Source organism: Fictibacillus sp. B-59209 (genome assembly GCF_036216745.1).
In the GTDB taxonomy this organism is placed as follows: Bacteria; Bacillota; Bacilli; order Bacillales; family Fictibacillaceae; genus Fictibacillus_C; species Fictibacillus_C marinisediminis.
Window position 1 is genome coordinate 218,246 of the sequence record NZ_JARMMC010000021.1, and the last position, 18,342, is coordinate 236,587.

The 18,342-nt window shown below is 37.8% G+C and carries 22 protein-coding genes and 1 pseudogene; 19 read left to right on the forward strand and 4 right to left on the reverse strand.

What is annotated here, in order from left to right; all coding sequences use genetic code 11:
• Window position 1 precedes the first annotated feature (1 nt).
• The 10 genes from ilvD (at window position 2) to P4361_RS18760 (ending at window position 9,539) form a co-directional block, all read left to right on the forward strand.
• On the forward strand, window positions 2-1,771 hold the full coding sequence (gene ilvD, locus P4361_RS18715; protein ID WP_328090498.1) for a dihydroxy-acid dehydratase: 1,770 nt from the start codon (window positions 2-4) through the stop codon (window positions 1,769-1,771).
• Window positions 1,772-1,787: 16 nt separating this feature from the next.
• Entirely contained in the window at window positions 1,788-2,549 is a 762-nt protein-coding gene (locus tag P4361_RS18720; protein WP_328090500.1) for a 3-oxoacyl-ACP reductase family protein, read from the forward strand.
• Between the two features lie 56 nt (window positions 2,550-2,605).
• Window positions 2,606-3,484, forward strand: coding sequence for a fumarylacetoacetate hydrolase family protein (locus P4361_RS18725; protein WP_328090502.1), 879 nt, complete (start codon window positions 2,606-2,608; stop codon window positions 3,482-3,484).
• A gap of 428 nt (window positions 3,485-3,912) precedes the next feature.
• Entirely contained in the window at window positions 3,913-4,785 is an 873-nt protein-coding gene (locus P4361_RS18730) for an SMP-30/gluconolactonase/LRE family protein (RefSeq protein ID WP_328090504.1), read from the forward strand.
• Between the two features lie 148 nt (window positions 4,786-4,933).
• Window positions 4,934-5,215, forward strand: coding sequence for a DUF4359 domain-containing protein (locus P4361_RS18735; protein ID WP_328090505.1), 282 nt, complete (start codon window positions 4,934-4,936; stop codon window positions 5,213-5,215).
• Window positions 5,216-5,637: 422 nt separating this feature from the next.
• Window positions 5,638-5,883: a single-stranded DNA-binding protein gene (locus P4361_RS18740; RefSeq protein WP_328090507.1), complete on the forward strand. Its 246-nt coding sequence runs from the start codon at window positions 5,638-5,640 to the stop codon at window positions 5,881-5,883.
• A gap of 301 nt (window positions 5,884-6,184) precedes the next feature.
• A complete protein-coding gene (locus tag P4361_RS18745; protein WP_328090508.1) occupies window positions 6,185-6,799 on the forward strand; it encodes a hypothetical protein in 615 nt (204 codons plus the stop codon).
• Between the two features lie 394 nt (window positions 6,800-7,193).
• Window positions 7,194-7,493: an Ada metal-binding domain-containing protein gene (locus P4361_RS18750; protein ID WP_328090509.1), complete on the forward strand. Its 300-nt coding sequence runs from the start codon at window positions 7,194-7,196 to the stop codon at window positions 7,491-7,493.
• Between the two features lie 650 nt (window positions 7,494-8,143).
• Window positions 8,144-8,533 (forward strand): hypothetical protein, encoded by a 390-nt coding sequence (locus P4361_RS18755; RefSeq protein ID WP_328090510.1) that lies wholly within the window; start codon window positions 8,144-8,146, stop codon window positions 8,531-8,533.
• A 40-nt stretch (window positions 8,534-8,573) separates the two neighbouring features.
• Entirely contained in the window at window positions 8,574-9,539 is a 966-nt protein-coding gene (locus P4361_RS18760) for an HNH endonuclease (protein ID WP_328090511.1), read from the forward strand.
• 129 nt (window positions 9,540-9,668) lie between these two features.
• Here P4361_RS18760 and P4361_RS18765 read toward each other — a convergent pair whose 3' ends face one another.
• Window positions 9,669-9,890 carry a DUF3006 domain-containing protein gene (locus tag P4361_RS18765; protein ID WP_328090512.1) on the reverse strand — a complete coding sequence of 74 codons (222 nt, stop codon included), beginning with the start codon at window positions 9,888-9,890 and terminating at the stop codon, window positions 9,669-9,671.
• On the reverse strand, window positions 9,890-10,696 hold the full coding sequence (locus P4361_RS18770; protein WP_425590289.1) for a ComEC/Rec2 family competence protein: 807 nt from the start codon (window positions 10,694-10,696) through the stop codon (window positions 9,890-9,892). Before P4361_RS18770 ends, P4361_RS18765 begins: the two co-directional genes overlap by 1 nt.
• Window positions 10,697-11,025: 329 nt before the next feature.
• On the opposite strand from P4361_RS18770, the gene P4361_RS18775 reads away from it, so the two are divergent.
• The 7 genes and pseudogenes from P4361_RS18775 to P4361_RS18805 all read left to right on the forward strand — a co-directional run bounded on the left by P4361_RS18775 (window position 11,026) and on the right by P4361_RS18805 (window position 14,588).
• Window positions 11,026-11,553 (forward strand): hypothetical protein, encoded by a 528-nt coding sequence (locus P4361_RS18775; RefSeq protein ID WP_328090514.1) that lies wholly within the window; start codon window positions 11,026-11,028, stop codon window positions 11,551-11,553.
• 345 nt (window positions 11,554-11,898) lie between these two features.
• A complete protein-coding gene (locus P4361_RS18780; RefSeq protein WP_328090515.1) occupies window positions 11,899-12,264 on the forward strand; it encodes a hypothetical protein in 366 nt (121 codons plus the stop codon).
• Window positions 12,265-12,981: 717 nt separating this feature from the next.
• Window positions 12,982-13,233, forward strand: coding sequence for a hypothetical protein (locus tag P4361_RS18785; protein ID WP_328090516.1), 252 nt, complete (start codon window positions 12,982-12,984; stop codon window positions 13,231-13,233).
• A 48-nt stretch (window positions 13,234-13,281) separates the two neighbouring features.
• Complete coding sequence (locus P4361_RS18790) at window positions 13,282-13,554, forward strand: hypothetical protein (protein ID WP_328090517.1); 273 nt, start codon at window positions 13,282-13,284, stop codon at window positions 13,552-13,554.
• Window positions 13,555-13,572: 18 nt separating this feature from the next.
• Window positions 13,573-13,753, forward strand: a pseudogene (locus P4361_RS18795) (HNH endonuclease); the annotation flags it as partial.
• Between the two features lie 31 nt (window positions 13,754-13,784).
• Window positions 13,785-14,147: a hypothetical protein gene (locus P4361_RS18800; RefSeq protein WP_328090518.1), complete on the forward strand. Its 363-nt coding sequence runs from the start codon at window positions 13,785-13,787 to the stop codon at window positions 14,145-14,147.
• 153 nt (window positions 14,148-14,300) lie between these two features.
• A complete protein-coding gene (locus tag P4361_RS18805) occupies window positions 14,301-14,588 on the forward strand; it encodes a hypothetical protein (protein WP_328090519.1) in 288 nt (95 codons plus the stop codon).
• 77 nt (window positions 14,589-14,665) lie between these two features.
• Here P4361_RS18805 and P4361_RS18810 read toward each other — a convergent pair whose 3' ends face one another.
• Entirely contained in the window at window positions 14,666-14,866 is a 201-nt protein-coding gene (locus P4361_RS18810; protein WP_328090520.1) for a helix-turn-helix domain-containing protein, read from the reverse strand.
• 71 nt (window positions 14,867-14,937) lie between these two features.
• The gene (locus tag P4361_RS18815) at window positions 14,938-15,672 is read right to left on the reverse strand and encodes a hypothetical protein (RefSeq protein WP_328090521.1); all 735 of its coding nucleotides are present in this window, start codon (window positions 15,670-15,672) and stop codon (window positions 14,938-14,940) included.
• Window positions 15,673-15,821: 149 nt separating this feature from the next.
• On the opposite strand from P4361_RS18815, the gene P4361_RS18820 reads away from it, so the two are divergent.
• Together P4361_RS18820 and P4361_RS23310 are read left to right on the forward strand one after the other, a co-directional pair.
• The gene (locus P4361_RS18820) at window positions 15,822-16,040 is read left to right on the forward strand and encodes a hypothetical protein (RefSeq protein WP_328090522.1); all 219 of its coding nucleotides are present in this window, start codon (window positions 15,822-15,824) and stop codon (window positions 16,038-16,040) included.
• 1,319 nt (window positions 16,041-17,359) lie between these two features.
• On the forward strand, window positions 17,360-17,449 hold the full coding sequence (locus P4361_RS23310; protein ID WP_425590290.1) for a putative holin-like toxin: 90 nt from the start codon (window positions 17,360-17,362) through the stop codon (window positions 17,447-17,449).
• The last annotated feature ends 893 nt before the right edge of the window (window positions 17,450-18,342 follow it).

The window sequence follows — 18,342 nt, forward strand, 5'->3', positions numbered from 1 at the left end:
TATGAGTCATACTTTCGATTATTCAAAAATATCCGGAACAGAGGAGGAAAGGTACCAAAGCCAAAAAACAAGAAAAATCAGTTTTGAAGGAGATGCCCTTCGAATGTCAATGGATTGGACGGTACAGGATCTCGAAAGAGTGCAGGTCCTCGTGGAAAGCTCCCATGGTTCCAGCCATCCAAGTTCGTATCATTTGTCAGAATTAGTGAGAGAGGCTGAAAAGGGGGTTTTTCAGACTGGGGGAAAGCCGGCAATTTATACTACCACTGATATATGTGATGGGGTCGCTCAGGCTCATAATGGCATGCATTTTTCTTTGCTTTCTAGAGACATGATTGCATCAATGGTAGAAATCCATGCGATGGCCACTCCTTTTGATGCCATGGTATTATCATCGGCTGGGGATAAAGCTGTGCCTGCCCACTTAATGGCTATTGCTAGGCTAAACGTACCCTCCGTATTTATTCCAGGAGGCGCAATGGGAGCAGGCCCATGCATGAGATCGAATGAAGAATTATGGCATATGAGTGTGGAAGTGGAACAGCAGAAAATGACGAAAGAAGAATTTTTGGCCTTTCAGCGATCTTGTTGTCCGACTTGTGGGGCATGCCAGTACATGGGTACGGCTGCAACGATGCAGGTGATGTCAGAAGCGCTCGGTCTTGCTCTTCCCTGGTCGGCGCTCATCCCTGCCACTAATGCCGAGATACGGAAAATGGCAAGGGCCGCAGGACAGCAAATCATGTATCTGGTTGACAAAGAAATTAAACCTCAAATGATTTTAACACGCGAAGCGTTTGAAAATGCGATAATGGTTCACTCCGCCATCGGCGGATCATTGAATGCCGTCATGCATCTGATTGCGATAGCAAAGGAAGCGGGCGTAGAGATTGATATTGAACTATTTAATGAAATTCATGAGAAAACACCAGTGCTCGTAAATACAAAAACGGCAGGACATTATCCTACCGAACTGTTCTGGTATGCAGGTGGTGTGCCATTTGTGATGGAACAGCTTAAGGATACATTGCATCTGGATGTTTTGACCGTGACTGGAAAGACTTTGGGTGAGAATCTCATTGACTTCAGTAAAAATGAAATGAAAAACTTTGCAGAAATGTTTTTAGCCAATTATAAGCTGAACCGGAGGGACGTAATCTATCCTATTTCCAAACCGCTTAAAACTGAGGGCTCGCTTGCAGTATTAAGAGGAAATCTTGCACCAGAAGGGGCTACTGTCAAAAAATTTGCTGTAGATAAAGATATGATGGTCCATACGGGGACTGCAAAAGTATTTGACAATGAACGTGAGGCAGTAAATGGCTTGATCAAGAAGGAAATACAGCCAGGAGATGTGGTCATTATCCGCTATCAAGGTCCCCGGGCCATTGGCATGCCAGAGATGTTTTTCATGTCCGAACTTATTGCTTCCGATCCCATTCTGTCACGAACCACTTCTCTTTTGACAGATGGAAGATTTTCAGGTGCGACGAAAGGGCCTTGTGTTGGTTATATGGAACCAGAGGCCATTGACGGAGGTCCTCTTGCTTTTGTCAAAAATGAAGACGTGATTAAGATTGATATTCCTAATCGGAAAATTGATGTTGTTGGTCTAGAGGGGAGGGAGTGCAGCGAAGAAGAAGTGTTGGCTGCTTTTAGAGAACGGAAAAAAAGCTGGAATCCGCCAAACTTCAACCACAAAGGCGTTCTTGGGCAATACACCAGATTAGCAAGGCCGGCGTTGCAGGGAGGGTCTTGTTCCAATTCTTAAGAAGGGTGGTAATCGAGTGAAATTACAAGGAAAAGTAGCAGTAATTACAGGGTCATCTCGCTCCATCGGGGCAGCAGTTGCCAAGCGGTTTGCTCGTGAAGGAGCAAAGGTTGTTATTAATTATAATAAACATCCGGATCTAGCTGAAGAGGTAATGAACGATATAGTTGAAAATGGCGGACAAGCGATGACATTCCGTGCAGATGTTTCCCAGGAAGATGATGTAAAAGCCATGATGGCAGCAGCTGCCGGCCAATTCGGCACAATTGATATTTTAGTTAACAATGCTGCCATTGATCCAAGAAAAGCTTGGTATGAAATCACCGAGGAAGACTGGGACCATGTAATGGGTGTTAATGTAAAATCACAATTCTTATGTTCAAAAGCTGTGTTTCCATTTATGAAAAATCAAGGGCAAGGAAAAATTATTAATGTTTCCTCTGTTACCTTTTTTACGGGTCAAAAGAATTTTCTTCACTATGTTTCTTCTAAAGGAGCCATCATAGGATTTACAAGGGCCTTGGCCAGAGAAGTGGGGGAATATAATATTACAGTTAATTGTATAACTCCGGGAGCGGTGTTAACAGAAACAGAATATGAAAAGGTAAGCCTCGAAACGATTGAAACTTCTACAAACTATTTAAAGGAAGCGCAATGCTTTTCCCGCCGTGAAACGGCCGAAGATGTGGAAGGAGCGTTTGTGTTCTTCGCATCTCAGGACAGCAACTTTATCAGCGGCCAGATCCTTAATGTAGACGGTGGATGGATGATGCACTAAAAACTAAATACCAAAAATGTACGTTGGACTACATACCCATAGAGGAGGCCAAAGCATTGAAATTGGTAAGTTTTATGAAAAACGATCAATGTTATCCGGGTATCGTTATTAACGAAGAGGTGATCGATTTAGAAAAATGGTCCAGAAAGCATAGGGTGGCCCCTGTGACTTCCATCATTGATATGATAAAAAACGGATCGTCTCTTTTAAAAGAACTGGAAAACTTAACGGTGGAGAGTACAAGTGGATGCAGCTTAAAGCTCGAGACTGTAACACTTGGCCCCTGCGTCCCAGACCCGGATAAGATAATTTGTGTAGGTCTTAATTATAAGAAACATGCTGTAGAAACAAATACACTTCCACCCGAGCACCCGATTTTGTTCAGTAAGTTCCCAAATTCATTGGCAGGGCATCAGCAGGCTATTCTCATTCCAAGGGTGACTGAAAAGCTGGACTATGAAGCTGAACTTGTCATTGTGATTGGTAAGGAAGCCAAGAATGTCCCGCCTGAGAAGGCACAAGACTTTATTTTTGGCTATACCATAGCGAATGACTTGTCTGCCCGTGATATACAGATGCGTACATCACAGTGGCTTGCGGGCAAGAGCTGCGATGGATTTTGTCCCCTCGGTCCTTGTGTTGTTACGAAAGACGAAATTAGGGATCCGAACTTCTTACAAATCACAACCACTCTTAATGGAGAACTGCGACAATCATCTAATACCTCAGATATGATTTTTGATTGCAATAAACTAGTAAGCAGTATTTCAGAACTCATGACTTTGTATCCTGGTGATCTAATTCTGACAGGTACCCCTGAGGGAGTCATTCTTGGCTACCCTGAAAAAGATCAGCATTATCTTAAAGCGGGAGATGAAGTCGTCATAGAAATTGAGCAAATCGGATCATTAAAAAATTCTTTTGTTAGTGAATAACTTAGTCTTAAAATATCAGGAGTTTCTGCATTTCTAAGGCCTTTAGAGTTGCTTTATTTAGCTATCATAAAGGGTTCGTATCTTGGGAGAGGAATTGTTACATGGGAGAACAATAAGCTAAAATCGTAGAAAATCCGAAAATTATTTCAAGGCTAATGTCGGCTTAATTGCACAAGCTTATTAAAATAGTTCATTCTCTTTTATAACATGTCTTAAAACATCCTTGACGCACGAATTTCCGTTATAATCCAAACTATGATAAACACCGGAATTATTTAAATAGGTAGAATAAATATATTTGCCCATTGCAAAAGGCGTTTCACGTTCTTGGATCGGCCTTCTTATTCAGGGAAAGTGCCCTTTAAAAAATGTTAAAATATACAAATTATGATATCTGCAATTTTGTAATCTAGTAGGGAGGGTTATTTTTGTTAGGTGAAGTGGAATTAGTTTTAGATGCCAAGGCGACACTTGGGGAAGGACCATCTTGGGACAGTAAAAGACACTTGCTTTATTGGGTGGATATTCTAGAGAAAAAGCTCCACCTTTACAATCCAACTACAGGTGTAAATAAATCTATTGCTCTGGGGCAAATGGTAGGATCCGTAGTACCGAGAAAATCGGGAGGAGTTGTACTTGCTCTAGAAAAAGGATTTTATTTTTTAGACTTAGAAACTAAAAATCTTCAAGCTATTTTTGATCCGGAAAGTCATTTAGAAGAGAATCGGTTTAATGACGGAAAATGTGATCCTTGGGGGCGTTTTTGGGCAGGGACTACTGATTCTGTCGGAACCAACCAGGCAGGTGCTCTGTATTGTTTAGGAAAAGACTTGCTTACGAAAAAAAAATTAGGAAAAGTAAGTACGTCCAATGGACTGGCTTGGTCCCCTGATCATCAATACATGTATTTTATTGATACGCCTACACGAAAAGTCGTTCAGTTTGAGTATAATCTAAACTCTGGACATATAGAAAATCCCATTGATGTTATCTACTTCGCCGAAGATGAAGGGCTCCCTGATGGGATGACAATTGACGATGAAGGAATGCTTTGGATTGCCCACTGGGGAGGTTCTAAAATATCAAGGTGGAATCCTAAGAATGGAAAACAAATCCTTTCAGTCCCTATACCTGCCTTTTATGTAACGTCTTGTACGTTTGGTGGAAAAGATTTAAACGAGTTATACATAACCACTGCAAGAATGGAAAACAATCACTCTAAAATCTTTCCAAATGCTGGAGGCGTGTTCCGAATAAAAACGAGTGTAAAAGGTTGCCCGACGTATCAATTCAATAACTAATTGCTTAGAGACAGAACTTTTTCAACTAACTGGTGTTCGTTAAAACACCCTGAGCAGATATTCTGTTCGAAGGTGATCAATTGATTAATATGGAAATTTTTGAATGGTCAGTTAAAAAAGAACGAGTTTAAGTTAAAGAGAAGAATACATGAGGGTAGTTAGATGGGTGTTAATTTTTGCTGTCATTCTATTGGTTTTTACTGATACCACAAAAGAAGATTATATTCAGTGGGAAGTGGCATCTGTAAGGGCTCAAGCAAATAATGCATTGGTGGATATATGTATGAATCTAATTGGAGAGGACTTAATGAGAAATCACACAACTGAAAGGAATTTTTTGGTCTTTTCTTATTATCAGACAGACTTATATGGAAAGAAGATTAAAGCAATAGGAATATTCAATAGTTTTTTACTCTTAAGTAACTCTTAACACCAGATATTTGTGGTTAAATCAAGCCATTGTTCCCAAGAAGGAATTCGAAAGAGTCCGTTTTTCGTAAGATTACGGTACTTAACGAGTTCTTTTATTTTTGGTTTTAAGTAGCTAAAATCCTTATTTTTTCACCATGTTACCAAATTTTCACACGAATGAACGTATCAATAACGGAGGGTTTTTGCAACTTTGTTTGGAAACTATTTTATAACACGGTGCAAAGTGATTAATCGCTTGTCTATTCGTTTTTTAAGAGAGGTGTCTCAATAAGTATCGTTTTTGGAACGAGTTCTTTTATTTTGGCTGTTTCTCCCTTACAATTCTACTTTTTTGTCGAACGGTAATTATTGTAAAACCGTTAGAACCATCATACAATCATGTTAACCACGTGGTTAATAAACTTGTTTGGAGGTTTTTGAATGGCGAAGGAATTATTGAACAGGGCGATTGAAGAGCTGGGTAATCTAAATGATGGTGAAGAGTTCCTGGTTAAAGATCTTTTCAAAGGTTATGAATGGAAACGTATCCCTTTAAACAAAAGATTGCGTCTAGGTGTTCTCTTCTTAAATGAAATTTCATCCCACCATGAGCATGCCATTGAAATCTTAGATAAAACTTCATCCAATCAACAAGTCTACAAAATAAAACAATCAATTGAAGTTTAAAATCAAAAACGGATAGGGCGTCACGGAGAATTTCTAATGGCGAGTGGAGATAGTTATATACGGATAACTCCAGAAGTAAGAAAAAGTCTATTTCATCCTGGGAGATCCCTATATATCTTTTAATCTTGGAGAAGAATGGTTTAATATTTGCTGAAGCATTTCTGTATCTGTAGAAAAGCGGTTGCCTACCAATAGTCATATCATAATCATACTGTTTGTTGTTTTTCTCTTAGTAAGATAACTCACTGTAAAAAATCCTTCGATTACGGATGCTTTTTTAATCTGAAAAGGACGAGAATATATGAAAAAAATTCTGGCTTGTTTGATTTTGTTAACAGCGATTACAGGGTGTTCCAAAGAGGAAAACGCACCGGTTCCTAAAGAACAGAATGTCCCGACCGCGGAAACTGCCGCCAAACCCCAAAAAGAAGAATTGACTTTACAACAACAATTGGATTTTGGTAAACGGTTTGATCAATTCGATTTTCACCCTAGATCATTTGAGGTACATATTAAGGAAAATAAGATCGTTCTAGATATGGACTACCATTTAAACGGTAAGCTTGTAAAATTCTTATCACAAGGAATTGATTACTCTTTTGGAATTGGTTTTCCGGATGAAGTTATGGAAGTGACTTCGCTGGAGCAAACTTCGGCACAGCCAGGGCCATCTTTTAAAAAGGGAGATTCAGAAGGCAAGGAAAGGCATATACAGTTTGTTGAAGAAATACCAAATAAATTAACCAAACCGCAAATAAAAGAGTTAGAAAAGAACTTAGGGGGCTATCAACTCGTTGTTTTAAATAGAGAGAACGATGTGGTATATATTCTGGATGACATTTATGAGCGGCAAAAACAGAAAGATCTAAGCAAGGTATTACAAGAGGATTTAGGGAAAGTGAGGATCGAAGAATGACAGCAGAGAGTATTATTATGTACGGCGGGGGAGCTATTGCCTTTATCGCTGGAGTTATTTATTTTACTTTTGTTGACCTGAATTTCAAACGGAAGGAAAAAAAGAAGAAATGATACTCGGAATGGTGAACTGGCAAGTAGTTTTTCCGTATATATTTTGGATCGCAATAATTGCCCTCGCGATTTGGTACTTCCGTAAAAGAAGATATAAAAAATAAGAACCCCTTGGATCGGGGGTTTTTTTGTCATCTTTCAAATTTGGAGATAACATGAAATATTTTACTTTCAGATAAAAATGAGAGGTTTTTGGGATCTGAAAATGAAGAATATGTCATTGCAAAGCCATCCCTGGCTTGTCTAGTTAGGTGGTTGAGATAAGAAAAGGAGGTAGTTAAATGAGCATCAGCAATAATTTTAGGAAAGAGGAACCACACGACAAAAAACAATTCACTCTCCTAGGAGAAGATGGACGCTTTTACCAGAGTATCTATCCCGGTACATTAGCTGGCAATGGTCGCGGCAAGATATATGGCCGATTCGATTGCCCCTCTGCACTTCGTGCGATTAAACAGGGCGGATATGTAGAGCATCGCGTTTTTTTTGCAGATGAACGGACAGCAATACTTGCTGGATACCGACCGTGTGGTACTTGTCTTAAGGAGCAGTATACTCAATGGAAAGCTACTCGAGCATAGGTGACGAACAAAAAAAGATAACTCTTTCCGTCGGAAGCAAGTCAGTTAAAACCTAGACAGGGGTATCCCCGTAATCGCTGTTTCCAAAAATTCAACTTCCTTAAGGCCATACAATCGCCTCAATCCCGAGATGCGCAGTCGAGAGTGGTTAGAGATACCGTCTTTATTCTAGAGCGGCAGCATCCTACAGACTGGAAGATCCAGAAGATGGAATGAAGACTTCCATACTGTGATGAATGTGAACATCTCACCTGCCCCTCTTCAGAATGGAAGGAAAGGATGAATAAGAAAACGGAGACCGATAGCGACTAATTGGTGAAAGTAAGTATGAAATTAGCGAAGGTAAGAGCGGAATTTTCGACATTGTTTGAACTAATGATAGAAAAATGAAGAATTCAAAGAAAAAATGAGTAATAGATTATTTGTCAAACCCCCGATTATTGAGGCTTTTTTATTTACTGGGTTCGGAAAGGCACCAAAATTTGAAAAGCTCAAGAATTTTAGTTAAAAGGGTCTGATGGCCCTTTTTCTTTTTGAAATTAGGGATTGAAACCTTCGGTGAAACACTTATATAATTAATTAAGAAACATATTGAAACAAACACTGAAACAAATTACTGGAAAATAAAATAGTATTGAGGAGGAGGAAAAATGGCAATTTCTCATCAAAAATTATATCAGACCCATCAAGTAAGTTGCAGTGGAGGTATCCGATTAGGTAGTAATGGGCAAGTCGTGTTAATCACTTCTGAAGAGTCTGTGTACCAGGATGAACTAACTCCTTGTAAAAATGAATGTTTATTTAGAGCACAGGGTTTAGTGGGAGATCAATCTTGGACTAATCCAAGAAATAGTCGCTTTAGAGATCTACTACTAAGCGGTGGTTCAGTTCCACTATATGAAAAGGTTGCCGTTAATCAATATGAGCTACTTGGCAGTTATTATTTAAATGGAGATATTTATACTACTACTGAACCTGGTGAGGATGGTATTGATCGAACAGTTTTTGTATTTCCGTTACATCGTGTAATAAAAAGTTAAAAAGTGATCTAATTAGATAAATCAGCAGGAGGAATTCATTGTGGAGAGTTATATTGATAGCAAAACCCTTCAACAAATGTTTGGCATTTCACGAACCACATTACATAGGATGGAAATAGAAGGGTTACCTTTTCTCTTAGTAGGAAGAAAAAAAAGATATAATCCCGAAGAAGTAAGAGTCTGGCTAGATGATCGCCAAAGAGGAATTGAGGACCTCATCATAGGGAAATTTTACTCCAACAATGAAATTGCTAAAGTGTTTAAATGTTCTACTCAGGGTGGAATGAGACGATCACATAGCACAAATACACTGGTGATTTTTTCTGATCACACTAAGGGTATTTATGAAGACAAGTGGATTATTAATGAACATGGAGAGGAAGTCCTCCTGTATACAGGAATGGGACAAGAGGGAGATCAAGATATTGAATTTGGCCAAAATAAAACGTTGAATGAATCTAGAACTAACGGAATTCGTGTTTACCTCTTTGAAGCTTTAAAACCAGGTGAACACATTTTTGTTGGCCAGGTTGAACTTGCGGATAAACCCTTTACTGATAACCAAGCCGGCAGAAAGGTTTGGATTTTTCCAGTGAGAGTGGTTGGAAAAAAATATTACATGCCAGAGAGATTAATTGAAGAAAAAGAGCAGGAAAAAGAAAAAATCGCAAGAAAATTAAGTGATCAAGAGCTGTTAGATCGTGCCCGAAACGCAGAACGTCTCGGCCAGAGGATAACGACTACGAAAACTTACGAAAGAGACAAATTTGTTTCTGAATACGCGAAACGTAGAGCAAATGGAACCTGCCAACTATGTGAACAGTCAGCCCCTTTTGAGGACAGGTTAGGACGGCCATATTTGGAGACGCATCATATTAAGTGGTTATCTAAAGGCGGAGAGGATACGATTGAAAATACTGTGGCCCTTTGTCCAAATTGTCACAAAAAAATGCACACGTTAAATCTACCTGAAGATGTTAGAAAGCTTCAGATGTTAGCTCAATAGAATTAACTCGATAAGAATGAAGTATAAATAAGAGTCCTCGATTTAATTGTTAGTTGAAGAATATAAATAAAAACGAGCTTGAGATTTCAAGCTCGTTTTACTTTGCTTTTTTAGAGGTTGGTCTATTAATTAATCATCCCAAACTTCGTCCATCAGGTCTTCAATTTCTTTTCTTAACTTTTCCGTTGCTTCTTTATCAACGGTAACCTTATCATCCTTAAAATAGATGACGTCTCCAACGTTTGCTTCTTTTGGAAGGGAAGATCGAAGGAGGTCTTTGGTTTCATTGCCGATCTCGATGACAGCATACTGGCCCTCAAAGCGGTCAATAATCCCCTTTAGCTTCTTCATTACTTCTTCTCCGTCTTCACAGTAAGTGTGCTGCCGTTTGTGGTAAACACGATGGATCCCTTTTGATCAGTGCGTAAGATCTTTGCAGGCTTCAAGCGGTTCAACACTTCGTTCGTTGGGTGGCCATAATGGTTTTTACCAACAGAGATGACAGCATACTGCGGTTTCACTTTTTTAAGAAAGGAAGAGCTGGATGACGTTTTAGCTCCATGATGTCCTACTTTTAACACGTTAGCTTGTAAGTTCTGTTTGGAGTTAATCATGTCTGTTTCCGATTTGAACTCAGCATCTCCTGTGAACAGGAATGATTTCTTCCCATGCACCAGGCGAAGAACCGCACTCCAGTCGTTCAAATCACTTTTGCTGTATGTTTTAACAGGAGCAACAAACGTGGCCGAAGCTCCCTTGAGTGGTACTTTAACGCCTTTAGTAGCTGTTTTAATTTTCAACCCTTCGCGTTTCACAGCAGCCAAAAACTCTTTGTATGCGATGCTCGTGTGAGATACTTTTGGTGCATACACCGTTTTAATTTTAAACGCCTTTAACACTTCATCCAAACCACCGATATGGTCAGCATCAGGATGAGTTGCAATCATCACATCGATGTCTTTCACCTTTTGCTTTTTAAGATAAGCAACCACATCACTACCGTCTTTATTTCCGGCATCGATGATCATATCATCTCCACTATTAGTGTGAACGTAACTGCCATCGCCCTGACCCACGTTAATAAAGTGAACGGCGGTTGTTTTTGTAACCGCGGTGGTTGGTGTACTTGAAAAAAGTAAACTGCTGCTTAGGGCCATAGCAAGGCCAATGGATATTTTCTTTGCTTTATTCAATTTTACTCTCCCTCTCCCTTATGTAAATCCAAATGTAATTCTAACCCATTAATTGAAAATTTTCTATACAATAATAATAAAAAATTTCTGCTTAAGAAGCTATTGGATTTTTTTTACAGCATATCGTTCAATTGCATTTAATTTCTTCTTGGTGTTAAATCCATCAAAATGAAATTTCCGCTGGACGCAAATTACTTTACATGTATAATAATGAAGTTAAGTTAATTTTTTACTATCAGGGGGATTACATAAGAATGAAAGAATTTTTTAAACGTGGAGGATTTTGGGTCGCTATGAGTCCAGTACTCATGGTTTTATTTGTGATTGTGGTTGCTCATTTTTTCAAAGATCCAACAGACGCGATGATTGAAAATACCGAGTATTCGGATGATTACTCGGACGTTTCTTCTGCAAAGGCAGATGCCAGTGTTAAAGAGGCTAATGAAGATATTGATACTCTTAGCAATGATGATACAGACTCAGCTTCTGATTATTCACATTCAACGGATACAGTGGATGAAGATACATCCTCCGAAGAATATGATTCAACGGATACAATAGATACGTCCTCTGATGATTCAGCAATGGCATCCTATACAGGTTCAGACTGGGCGAATTTGTCCTTTGACGATAAATTCATAACGGTACAAACGATCATTGATGCAATGGAATCTGGCGGAACGAAGGTTTCTGTCGATGCTTATTGGTTTATCGATGCTTTAGACAAATTTTACGGAGATGGCAATGACGTAACTGCTTCTGAAAAAGTAATTGATGTGATATCAATGTCCGGAGTTGCAGACGGAGTGATCAGCAACTAATAGGATTACGGAAATTATATCGTTTAGGAGGAGCTGCATGAAGTATCCATTCAAATCAGGAATCACCTGTAGTAAATGTAAGAGTCCAAATGTAAAACTGCATGATAATATGTATTACGTAAAGTTAGCAAATCAAATGGGTTATCTTTTAATGCACAATTATCGGCTTCCCCTTTGCGATCGGCTTCTTCGTAGCAGCTGTGCAAAAGAAGAAGCAGCCTATTGGCATGGTTGAATGCCTGGATTGCAACAAGTGTCAAAACATTAATAAAGGAGACTTGTATGTCGCTTCTCAAACGGCATAATTAAATGAAGACAACAAGAAGAAGCGGAGGTTCGTAAAAAATGGTTAATTATACGTTTGATGGAACGAAGTCAACGTTTAAAAATGACATAGGTGAAGCGACTACCACATTTAAAAAGGTCAGCGAAAGCCGTGTGGATTTAGAAGTTAAGCTAACACACTATGAAAGCAATACGGTTGCAACCTATAAAAAGTATGTAGCCGTGTTAGAAAACGGTGTGGTACAACACTACCCAATAAAAGGTTTTACGGTGCAGGGCGTAAACATAGGTGAACATGATACGGTTAAGAAGTATTTTACACATATTTTGGGCGTAGATGGATATAGGGAATTTTATGCATGGTTTATTACGCCTTATAAAAACCGCAAAGAATTTGAGTTGAACAGTTTATTAGGAAGGCATTAATAACGGAGGATTAACGGCCACTTAGTTTTACTGTTTACTATATCAGCTCGATATTCTAGTATCTTGAACGCACATTTCTGGAATGGGATGTGCGTTTTTTTGGTACAAGCTGGATTTTGAGGTTACACCTCTGATGTTTCAGGTATGCAATACTATTTTAACCGGTTGTACATAAGACAAAAAAGTACTCTCTGTTGATGTTGGGACTTGTCTAGTTAGGGTTGAGATAAGAAAAGGAGGTAGTTAAATGAGCTTCAGCAATAATTTTAGAACAGAGGAACCACACTCTAATAAACAACACTCTCTTAGGAGAAGATGGACGCTCTTACAAGAGTATCAATCCCGGTACATTAGCTGGCAATGGTCGCGGCAAGATATATGGCCGATTGGATTGCCCCTCTGCTTCGTGCGATTAAGCAGGGTCAGGGTAGGTATGTTGAGCATCGCGTTTTTTTTGCAGATGAAAGGACAACAATTCTTGCGGGGTACCGCCCGTGTGGTACTTGTCTTAGGAAGCAGTATAATCAATGGAAAGCGACCCAAGGATAGGAGGACGAACACAACTCATCCCATGGGAAGCAAACCAGTTAAAACACAGACAGGGATCCACTTTCTTCTTTCATTTAAATTAACTTTGAACTGGGATTAGAAGGAATTGGAAGCGCATTACAGAACTAAAGTAGTGGTAACAAAGAATCTAATGTAGAGGTGGAACTCATGAGCGATACAGAAGTAACAAAAGTTCTTGGCATAACTGAGCGTTTTAGTAGGGAAATATTAGACCTACGTAACAAGTTGATGGACTTAGAAAACGGAAAAATATACGAGTTTACCTGTTCCAGAATGGATGGCTACTTAGCTACAAACGTACATCAACTGAGGAAGATGATTGCTGACCTAATCGTTAAGATTGACACCAACTCTCCTTCTACAAATGAGAAACTTGTTGAAGCTCTTAGTAGAGACTAGAGTAGCATTTACTGAGGTGAACTAAGAAAAAAACATGAGGTGAGTAAGTTGGGAAGAGCAAAGGATGAACTCATCAAGAAAAAAGAGAGAAAAATTAGGGAAGAAAAACAACAAAGCTTCACATTAAGTCTTGTAGAAATGCGAAGAAAAGCAAAAAATTTTGTTGATAATTGGAATGGTTATGATAATAAGTTGCTTGATGAATATGATTCTGGAGATGTTCGTGTATACGAATTCAAAGATGGAGATGCGACACGTATAGTTGGTGTTATAGTAAATCTTAAAACTGGTGAAGTCAAAGGTGATCAAGGAATGTACTAAAAAGAGTCCTGGAACGGTGGGGACTTGGGAGAGGATTTTATTGAAGGTCACCACACAATTCCTGTATCAGAGCTTAAACAGGGGCAAAAGACACAAGGTTGAGGACATTGCTTTAGTGTGCTCTAACTGTCACAAAATGCTTCTTAGAAGGAGACCTTGGTTGTCCAAAGAAGAGCTTCAGAAGTTAATTTTAAGATGAATACCGAAGAATAAAGAAAGGATGTACGATAATGAAGAATAATGGAGGAACCGATTGTGATAAACTGAACGAAATTCTTTTCAGGTTACCTCCTCTTCCAATAAAATCAGGAGGAATCTCTATTACTAGAGATCTGATTAAAACAACTATCCAAATTCTAAATGAAGAACCTACGAAGACTTTACCCCAAAATAGTAGGAAGGATATTAAAGATCGAACTCCTGATGGACTAGACCACAGGATTAAAGACAGGATGAAAAACAACATGATGACGGCGTGCTTTGTCTCCAATATTCTAGCGGAGGCAGGAATTGTTGAAATAGTTACCATTAAAAACCCGACAACTAGTCGAATGGTTAAAGGTACCAAACTCAAAAAGGAATGGTCTTGGTAGGTGATTTATTGATATAGCATTTTCAAGCAGGGTATCTCTGGTGTTCAGTTAATGAAATTACCAAATTTTAAACCTTTGATAAAGTTTACTAGTTGCTACGAGTAACTTTTTAAAATTGCTATGTTATTGGCTGCAATAAAAAGAAAGGAATGCATGATGAGCCTATATTATAATCAAAAGGTAAGTATTCTTGACACTTTGGGTATGGAAAAGTACTACATCAAGCCTAATAAAACTAACTATCGTTATAAAGGTAAGGTACTAGTTAGAGAGATGACAGAAGGTAGCAAGGTAGCGTATGTCTGGGGAAAAGGGATTCAAACATATACTGATAAGTATGATGTTGATCCACGCGGCTGGATACATATACATGATTTTACTGAAGAACAAATACGAGCACTTATTAAAGAAGTGAAAAACTTTCAGGATACAATAGGTTGAATATACTATTCTTCCTGGCTACCATCGGGATTTTACCTCACCATTAATTGTGGTTGTATACCATCTCCTAGTGCCGGCTAATCTGATTTTCGTAGTTCACCGAATACAGCTTTCATGGATTCTAATGTCACAAACCAAGTAGATCCAGACTTCCGAACCTCACCTTTTTTAATCAGCTCGTCAAACTTTCCTTTTAGAATACATTGCCGTAAGTAATCAGATGAGAATCCCCATTGATCCGAAGCTTCTTTAAGCGTCATGACATGATAGATCGTCAAACAATGGTTTCAAAAGTTTAATAATAAAAAAGGAGAGTTGAAAAACTCTCCTTTTTTTATTGTTAGTTAGATTACCAACTTGTACTGCCTTTAGTATAGGTAGCCCTAATTTGATCTTCTCCATTCTTTTTACCTACGTAGAGTCTTAGATAATAGGTTCTGGAGCTGAATCCAGGATATGCTGTTCGAGTAAAACTCATCCAGGCATAAGCTGAGCGGGCTTCAGACATATTTTCATAAGCATAAACGAGTTTCTTTTCTGGTGCAGAAGCAGAACCTGCGAAAGTATAAACATATGGTTCTGTCCAGTAATTGATATTACTTGCGGAAGGTGTATTCCTTATTGTTACGCTGGTTCTCATACTGGATCTTGTCCAAAAGTCTTTACCTCTAATCTTAAGTTTTCTAGTCTTAGCCGTAACCCCAATATACTGAGGTGCCTTAGATGCAACCTTAGGTGCAATCGGGTATACATCTAACTCTTCATCAATGTTAAGATCGAGATAAGAACCATCCTCAAACACATAGTGTAACGGTTGATCGATGGAAGCCGTTAATTGATCCTCCGTTAGTCCGTCGAGTATCAAAGGATTGTCAGCGTCAAATAGTATATCGTTGTTAATCTTTTCGACCAGGGCCGGCTTGTCCTCAGCAGGAATTTGCGGATCATTTTGTACTTCACTGATGTACTCACTTTTCTCTTCTGGAGCATAAATAGGAGTGGAGGCAGCACTCGCCTCTTCTACCCCCAATACTAAGGATCCGAAAATAATCGAAGACATCGTCAACCCAAGAAACTTTTTCATAACTTATCCTCCTTCTCTTATATATTACAATAATATCCATTTATAGAATTTATTTCATGATTACTTATTACCATTTAAAGTAAAATTGTTGAAACGTTTCAGGAAGAGAGTATAATGTTCATAAGATACGAAAAAGGAGAGGATTTCCCTTGATCTGGCCGATGATTATTTTTAGTTTTATTATTTCGTTATTAGTAGGTTTTGGTGTCTACTATAGTACCAGGCGTTTAAAAAATGCTGTCGTGATGGTCATTATAGCTGCAGCCATAATGACCGCACTCACTCAAACGTTAGGAATAGTTCTTGTGGCGATCCCTTCTGTATTATTGTTACTACTGTATTCAAAAAAGAATAGTACAGCTAAATAAAAATGAGCTGGATCAACCAGCTCATTTTTATGATTAGATGGTTTAAAATCGTTTACTATGAATGTCTTCCGCTTAATCAAGGAGGGATATGAATATGAATAAACACTAACAGGCATAATTACCTGTTTTTTTATTTATTCAAAAACATAAAAGCATTTCTACTAACTACATAAGGATGTGTACACATATGAACATAATTACAAACGAAGTGGTATGGCGCATATTCGATAAGCTAGACGTTTGCATGGATGAGGTTAAAAGTTTGCTATGGACGGCGTATGTCGATGCAACAGAGTATCAAGATATTCCAAGTATTTTCATTTACTGATCGGGAAGGTCCATTATTTAGATACAAGTAGAAGAGTGTTAAGAATTTTGGATTTCCATGGATAGGTACACATGTTGAAACTGGTAGACCTGGTATATCTAGGTCATCATACTAAAAAGTGCTGTGTTTGCTGCATAGGGTGTTTCCGTTAAAATTACTCAGGAAAAGGAGCAGGATTGTGGAATAAGGAAGATATATATAAAATTGGGAGCGTCATCTATGGATAAAATACCATCAATTTATATTAAAACAATAAAGAAAGATATAATGTTACATATGGCTATCTTGGTTATTACCATCCTTACAGCATTTTTATGGCTGGGTTTCCCTTTATATTTTTTTAGTAATACGATCCCTTTCGCTACACCCTTTCTATTCCCGTTAATTTCTGCATTATTTTTTTCGATAGGATTTGTTTATACAAATATTAACGTAGCAAAGGAAATACATCAGATTAAAAATTACCGAAGCGTTTTCCAATGGACATTATATTTCCAGTTATGGATTATTATAATTTCATTTTCTCTCATTTTTATAGGATATATCGTTATTTTGTATCTAAATACAACATCCTCCTTTTTCAACTAACGGGTGCGTTTGGCTTTTACAATTAATAATTATGATTTTAAAAAATATTTCATTAAAGGTTAATGTGTATTTTCTCCTTATTCAACAATCGGGTGCGATTGTGGAGGATCAACAAGGAAAATAATTTATAGATCCTTAATAAATCTGTATTATCCCTTAGTTAAGTCGGACCAAAATCGGACCAAAATAATTTAAAAAGATAATAAATATCTTGAAAAGCAATAAATTAAAAAAGCTGATATAACAGCATTTTAGACATATTTTGAAAAGAAAAAAAAGGGAGGGATATGTTCCGCACACAAGTTCACCCTTGGGAACGTGAACATTATATGAGCATGTATTAAGACTAAAATCCCTTGATACCATTGGTTTCAAGGGAATTTTGTTTTGTGAGTAAAAATTAATTTATACCTTAACTACTTACGAAGCTTTAACACTCATGATAGCATTCGCAACCTTAACCGTAATAATCATCTCAAACACAAAAAAGTAACCACCCTGTCTGGCCAGACGAATTAATTGGTGATTACTTTTTCTTCTCATGTTCGATTCGAGCCGCCGCACTTCTTGCGGGTAGCTGTAGAACTCTGACGTTCCCGCATCAGGGTTCTTTTTATATTATGCCTTCTCTAATCTAATTATATAATTTTTTTTATCTTTTACAAGTAAAGGAATTAGCTAGGATTGGGCTCTATTTATTGTTCTTCAATTTTCCTTGGTGTAAGTGTTGAATTTCTTTTGTCGAAATAGTAACTCAATTTCGTGTACTTCTTAAGACTAAAAGCTGTAACGTAGTATTTGTGATATGAAGAAATAAAATTTCACGTACCGTATAAATATAGATGCAGAAAAGATATGTATAATGAAAGTAAACAACAGGAAATAAATAAAAAGAAAGAAAAATCAATATTAAAACTTACGTTGAAAAAAAAAGATCTGCCGACAACACCATCTACTTAATGTTTGAATATCAGGCAGAAAATAATTTTCTTACGTAAGTAGCCTGATTGATTACTTTCTTTAATTGTTTTTGACTCTGTATATTCTTATGTATCAGTTAAAATAAATCCCTCTGATGACGCCGAGAAAGCGGTTGTAATTTGGGGAAAACCATGTCAAGAAAGGTATTTTTCCATATATTAATCGCCTTTCATACATTAATGAAAATATTTTACTTATGGTAAACAGAAACTAAATAGATGTGTGTCATCGTTGTAATTCAAAAAGAAATGTTGCCCGAACTGTCTCAGTAGAGCTACTTCTTTAGCTAGAAATATTAAGTATATAGAATTCTTTTTAAAAAAGTTATTGACGGGGCAGTTCTAACGAGGTATTCTATTAAAGTCGCCAAAACGACGACACAAACAAATGTTCTTTGAAAACCAA

Coding starts and splice junctions, on each gene's coding strand:
- ilvD (WP_328090498.1), top strand. CDS start 2: ATGAGTCATACTTTCGATTATTCAAAAATATCCGGAACAGAGGAGGAA.
- P4361_RS18735 (WP_328090505.1), top strand. CDS start 4,934: ATGAGGGTAGTTAGATGGGTGTTAATTTTTGCTGTCATTCTATTGGTT.
- P4361_RS18740 (WP_328090507.1), top strand. CDS start 5,638: ATGGCGAAGGAATTATTGAACAGGGCGATTGAAGAGCTGGGTAATCTA.
- P4361_RS18745 (WP_328090508.1), top strand. CDS start 6,185: ATGAAAAAAATTCTGGCTTGTTTGATTTTGTTAACAGCGATTACAGGG.
- P4361_RS18750 (WP_328090509.1), top strand. CDS start 7,194: ATGAGCATCAGCAATAATTTTAGGAAAGAGGAACCACACGACAAAAAA.
- P4361_RS18755 (WP_328090510.1), top strand. CDS start 8,144: ATGGCAATTTCTCATCAAAAATTATATCAGACCCATCAAGTAAGTTGC.
- P4361_RS18765 (WP_328090512.1), bottom strand. CDS start 9,890: ATGAAGAAGCTAAAGGGGATTATTGACCGCTTTGAGGGCCAGTATGCT.
- P4361_RS18770 (WP_425590289.1), bottom strand. CDS start 10,696: ATGGCCCTAAGCAGCAGTTTACTTTTTTCAAGTACACCAACCACCGCG.
- P4361_RS18775 (WP_328090514.1), top strand. CDS start 11,026: ATGAGTCCAGTACTCATGGTTTTATTTGTGATTGTGGTTGCTCATTTT.
- P4361_RS18780 (WP_328090515.1), top strand. CDS start 11,899: ATGGTTAATTATACGTTTGATGGAACGAAGTCAACGTTTAAAAATGAC.
- P4361_RS18785 (WP_328090516.1), top strand. CDS start 12,982: ATGAGCGATACAGAAGTAACAAAAGTTCTTGGCATAACTGAGCGTTTT.
- P4361_RS18800 (WP_328090518.1), top strand. CDS start 13,785: ATGAAGAATAATGGAGGAACCGATTGTGATAAACTGAACGAAATTCTT.
- P4361_RS18805 (WP_328090519.1), top strand. CDS start 14,301: ATGATGAGCCTATATTATAATCAAAAGGTAAGTATTCTTGACACTTTG.
- P4361_RS18815 (WP_328090521.1), bottom strand. CDS start 15,672: ATGAAAAAGTTTCTTGGGTTGACGATGTCTTCGATTATTTTCGGATCC.